A 4,688-nucleotide genomic window follows, 5' to 3' on the forward strand; every position below is an offset into this window, starting at 1 on the left:
TCGGTGTCGATCTCGGTCATGACGTCACCACCTGGAGTTCGTCGGCCGGGCAGCTCCCCGGGATCACATACCGTTCGTGGAAGGCGGCCACCGCACGGCACACCTCCTCGCTCGCCCCGATCCGGGGCAGTGCCTCGCGCGCCGCGGTGAAGACCGCCAGGGCCGCGCCGTGCAGGTCGGGATCGGCCAGCCCGTCGCGGGCCGCCGCCTCCCAGAGCGGATTGCGCGGTGCGGGAGCCGCGCCGGCCCGCCGCGCCAGCGGCCGTACCGCCTCGTACACGGCCTGCGCCGCCCGGTCGTCCTCGAACACCGCCGTCGTCACGGCCACCGGCACCATCCACCCGTCCCGTCCCGGCTGCGCGTCGATCATCCGCAGCTCCAGATGACCGCGCGGCCGCACCGGCGGGAAGAGGGTCGTCATGTGGTAGCGCAGGTCGTCGGTGACGGGAGGCCGGGGGAGCCCGGTGCGCAGCCAGGTACGGAAGGTCAGCTCCTCCGGCACGGCCCACGGCCCGTCCTCGGTCCGCACGCACAGCACCGGGGTGTCCAGGACGTGCGCGGCCCACGCGGCGCGCGGTTCGCCGTCCACCGGCGGGGCGAGCGCCCGCCGCGGGTCGAGGTCGGCCCACAGGGCCTGCCGGGTGGAGCGCCAGCCGGTCGTGCGCCCGCCGTGCCGGGGCGAGTTGGCGAAGACCCCCACGAGCACCGCGCCCAGCAGGTGCGCCAGCTCCCAGCGCCGCCGGTAGCCCAGCGGCCCCGGCCGGTCGAGACCGGCGTCCAGGCAGACCTGCACGGACGCCGAGTCGCACATCATGGCCCGGCCGGCGGGCCCGGTGCGGTCGAGGGCGGTCTCCATCGCGTCGTACCGCGGCTCGTGGAGGACGCGGCCCCGCTGCGCGTGCCAGGGGTCCACGCCGTAACCGCTCAGCCCGAGGCCGAACGGGTCGAGCGCCGCCCGCACCGCGCGCAGATCGGCGGCGAGCGAGTCGAGGCACTCCATGAGGGACCCGGCCGGGCGCGAGCTGAGCTCCAGCTGCCCGCCGGGTTCGAAGGTGAGGGCCGACACCAGGGGCACGGCCCGTACGGAGTCGAGCGCCGCGGCGAGCCGGTCCGGGCGCACCGGGCGCCGGGGGTCACGCAGATCGTGGACCAGCCATTCCAGCTCCGCTCCCACCGTCCGGGGCGGGCCGGTCTTGAAACAGATGCCCCGCAGCAGGGCCTCCGCCTCCTCCTCGGTCAGGGGCGGGCCGCCCCGTGCCGTGGCGTTCGACGACATCCGTGCACCTCCTCGTGTCCTCGCCGGATCGTCCCGGGAGTCGCTGCTTCCACCTAAAGCCACCGCCCGGCCGCGTGCAAGGGCGCCCCCACGGGCCCGGCGCGCCCCTCGTGCCTCAGGTCGGCCGAAATCCCACGCCCCGTCCCACCGTCGCCGCGGGCGGCCCGTGGCACGCCCTGACCGGCGACGGCGCTCCGCGGACCGCCGTGCCGCCCGGCGGAAAACCCTTTGTCCCGGACCCGCGGAAACGATCATCCTGGCCAGATGAGTGCACGACTGCGCGAGATCGCACGCCGGACCGAGGAGATCGTCGCCGCCGGTGAGTACCAGGCCCCCGACGGCCGGACCGTCTCCCTCGCCGAGGACCTCGCCGCCGCCCTGGCCGGAACCCGGCTCCACGGCCCCGAACCCGTCCCCGTCGCCCCCGACACCGACCGCCGGACGACCCTCGAGGTCACCGCCGAGAGCAGCCTGGCCGCCGCCCGGCGGATGCACACAGCCGACCCCGCCCGCCCCGTCGCCGTCCTGAACTTCGCCTCCGCCCGCAACCCCGGCGGCGGCTACCTCAACGGCGCCCAGGCCCAGGAGGAGGCGCTCTGCCGCTCCTCCGCCCTGTACGTCACCCTGCTGCGGGCCCCCGCCTACTACGACCACCACCGGGCCGAGCGCGACGCCTTCTACACCGACCGGGTCATCCACTCGCCCGGTGTCCCGGTGTTCCGCGACGACCGGGGAGCGCTGCTCCCGGAACCCTTCACCGCCGGCTTCCTCACCTCGCCCGCCCCCAACGCGGGTGTCGTGCGCCGGCAGACCCCGCATCTGGCCGGCCGCATCCCGGCGGCCCTGGCCTCCCGCGCCGAGCGGGTGCTCGAGACGGCGGCCGCCGCCGGCTACCGCAGGCTCGTGCTCGGCGCCTGGGGCTGCGGGGTCTTCCGCAACGACCCGGCCGAGGTCGCCGGCGCCTTCAAGGCCCTGCTCACCGGCGAGGGCCGCTTCGCCGGGCACTTCGACGAGGTCGTCTTCGGCATCCTCGACCGTGCCGCCGGCACCCCGACGCTCGCCGCCTTCCAGCGGGTCCTCGGTACGGTCCCGGCCCGCTGAAGCCCGGGCCCCCGGCGGACGTGCGGCGCCGGTGGCCCCGTGCCAGGCTGAGGGGACGGAAACCCCCGTCCGACCCCGTCACGGGAGGCAGCACCGTGGGCAAGAAACAGACCCGGGTGAACAAGGGCGCCCGCACCGGCGGCCACGAACACCGCACGGCGGTGGCCGAGAAGGAACGGTCCCGGACCACTCCCACGAGAGAGACCCCGAGGCCCTCCATCGACCAGCCCGCCCACCGCAAGGAGCCGAAGTTCGGCCACAACTGAGACCCCGGGAAGCGTACGGGGAACACGGGCCCGGGGGCACCGGCGGTGAGTCGTCGGCCCCCGGGCCCGGCCGCTTTCCGGCGGGTACGGCGGCCGCGCCGGGCTGAGCCGCGGCAGGACGTACTGATCACCCTGGTCGGGGTGAACCGGCCCCGCGCGGCCCCGCGCTCCCCGGGTGCGCCGGGTGGTGGAGGGAGCCGGCGCTCGACGGCACCTTCGCCTGCGGCGACGAGTACGCGAGCCACCCGCGGGACGCGGGGAACGCCGTACCGGAGGAGACGGCCGTGCGTGCCCTCCGGCCCCGCCCCGGGTGCTTCCGCTCGCCTCGCGGGTCGTCCGGCGGGAGTCCGGCCGACCGCTTAGCGTCGAGGTATGAGCACAGTCGTGAAGCGTTTCGAGATCCTTCTGGTGCCGGAGCACGTCGTGGACCGCGGAAGGGCGTCGGTCGCCGACAGCGCCGTCCGCTCGGCGGTCGTGGAGGCGACCGGGCGGCAGGGCGCGTCGGGCTACCCGATGTACGAGGGGCACGGCATGGTCGCCGACATCGACCCCGGGACGGGGACCGTCGAGGCCCTGCTCGTCGACGGCCGGGAACTCGACTACGGCCTGACGGCACTGGCCCGCCCCGCGGACCCGGCCTGACGGCACTGGCCCGCCCCGCGGACCCGGCCTGACGGCACTGGCCCGCCCCGCGGACCCGGGCCGCCCCCGGGGCGCCCGCCCCTTCGGAACCGGTTCCGTCACCGCCCCTGCGGGCCCGGCGGCCCGTTGACAGCGGGGTCCGCCGGGCAGAGACTCTGCGCGCACGGAATCGCGAAAATTTGTTCACCAGGCGAACAGCGCGCGCACCGCGCCGAGTCGTTCCGAAGAGCACGCAGGCCACGTGGGAGAGAACCGATGAGCATCCGCGACGTCTACATCGTCGACGCCGTCCGTACCCCGATCGGGAAGTTCGGGGGCGCGCTCGCCCCGGTGCGCCCCGACGACCTCGCCGCGCACGTGGTCAAGGCCCTCGTCGACCGTTCACCCGCCCTCGACCCGGAGCGGATCGACGACGTGTACTTCGGCGACGCCAACGGCGCCGGTGAGGACAACCGGGACGTGGCCCGCATGGCCGTGCTCCTCGCCGGGCTCCCCGTCACCGTCCCCGGCGTCACCGTCAACCGCCTCTGCGGCTCCGGTCTGGAGGCCGTCATCCAGGCGGCCCGCGCCATCGCCATGGGCGACGCCTCCGTCGCCGTCGCCGGCGGCGTGGAGTCCATGTCCCGCGCCCCGTGGGTCCTCCAGAAGCCCGAGCGCGCCTTCCCCGCCGGGCACCAGCAGCTGTACTCCACCACGCTCGGCTGGCGCATGACCAACCCGCGGATGCCCGCCGACTGGACGGTGTCGCTCGGCGAGGGCGCCGAACTCGTGGCCGACAAGCACGCCCTCACCCGCGAGCAGCAGGACGCCTTCGCGCTGGCCAGCCACCGGAAGGCGGCCGAGGCCTGGGCCAAGGGTCTGTACGACGGGGAGGTCGTGCCGTACGAGGGCGTGGACCTGGTCCGGGACGAGTGCATCCGCGACTCCACCTCCCTGGAGGCGCTCGCCAAGCTGAAGCCCGCCTTCCGCCCCGAGGGCGGCACCGTCACGGCGGGCAACGCCTCCCCCCTCAACGACGGCGCGGCGGCGCTGCTCCTCGTCGACGAGGAAGGGCTGCGCGCCACCGGACGCGAGCCGCTCGCCCGCGTGCGGGCGTCCGCCGTCACCGGGATCGAGCCGCAGCTGTTCGGCCTCGGACCGGTGGAGGCGGTGCGGCGCGCCCTGGAGAAGGCCGGGCGTTCCTTCGCGGACCTGACGACCTTCGAGCTCAACGAGGCGTTCGCCGCCCAGTCCCTCGGCTGCCTCGCCGAGTGGCCGGAACTCGATCCGGAGATCGTCAACCCGCGCGGCGGGGCCATCGCCCTCGGGCACCCGCTCGGCGCCTCGGGGGCCCGGCTCGCCGGCGCCGTCGCCCATCAGCTGGCCGCGGCCGGCTCCGGGACGGGCCTCGCCGCACTGTGCAT

At 75.6% G+C, this 4,688-nt stretch carries 5 protein-coding genes; 4 read left to right on the forward strand and 1 reads right to left on the reverse strand.

Annotated elements, in window-relative coordinates; all coding sequences use genetic code 11:
- Nucleotides 1-16: 16 nt before the first annotated feature.
- Nucleotides 17-1,276 carry an ergothioneine biosynthesis glutamate--cysteine ligase EgtA gene (gene egtA, locus RIF68_RS27905; protein WP_309054068.1) on the reverse strand — a complete coding sequence of 420 codons (1,260 nt, stop codon included), beginning with the start codon at nucleotides 1,274-1,276 and terminating at the stop codon, nucleotides 17-19.
- Between the two features lie 264 nt (nucleotides 1,277-1,540).
- Between egtA and RIF68_RS27910 the strand changes: the two genes are divergently transcribed.
- The 4 genes from RIF68_RS27910 to RIF68_RS27925 form a co-directional block, all read left to right on the forward strand.
- Nucleotides 1,541-2,377, forward strand: coding sequence for a TIGR02452 family protein (locus RIF68_RS27910; RefSeq protein WP_309054069.1), 837 nt, complete (start codon nucleotides 1,541-1,543; stop codon nucleotides 2,375-2,377).
- A 95-nt stretch (nucleotides 2,378-2,472) separates the two neighbouring features.
- Entirely contained in the window at nucleotides 2,473-2,643 is a 171-nt protein-coding gene (locus RIF68_RS27915) for a hypothetical protein (RefSeq protein ID WP_309054070.1), read from the forward strand.
- A gap of 372 nt (nucleotides 2,644-3,015) precedes the next feature.
- A complete protein-coding gene (locus RIF68_RS27920) occupies nucleotides 3,016-3,285 on the forward strand; it encodes a hypothetical protein (RefSeq protein ID WP_309054071.1) in 270 nt (89 codons plus the stop codon).
- A gap of 255 nt (nucleotides 3,286-3,540) precedes the next feature.
- Nucleotides 3,541-4,688: thiolase family protein (locus RIF68_RS27925; protein WP_309054072.1), on the forward strand; the 1,148-nt coding region annotated here is incomplete at its 3' end.

The sequence above is a fragment of the Streptomyces sp. genome (assembly GCF_031178505.1).
In the GTDB taxonomy this organism is placed as follows: Bacteria; Actinomycetota; Actinomycetes; order Streptomycetales; family Streptomycetaceae; genus Streptomyces; species Streptomyces gulbargensis.

Bases quoted from the DNA above. Each gene is read 5' to 3' on its own strand.
- RIF68_RS27920 (WP_309054071.1), top strand. From the start codon at position 3,016: ATGAGCACAGTCGTGAAGCGTTTCGAGATCCTTCTGGTGCCGGAGCAC.
- egtA (WP_309054068.1), bottom strand. From the start codon at position 1,276: ATGTCGTCGAACGCCACGGCACGGGGCGGCCCGCCCCTGACCGAGGAG.
- RIF68_RS27910 (WP_309054069.1), top strand. From the start codon at position 1,541: ATGAGTGCACGACTGCGCGAGATCGCACGCCGGACCGAGGAGATCGTC.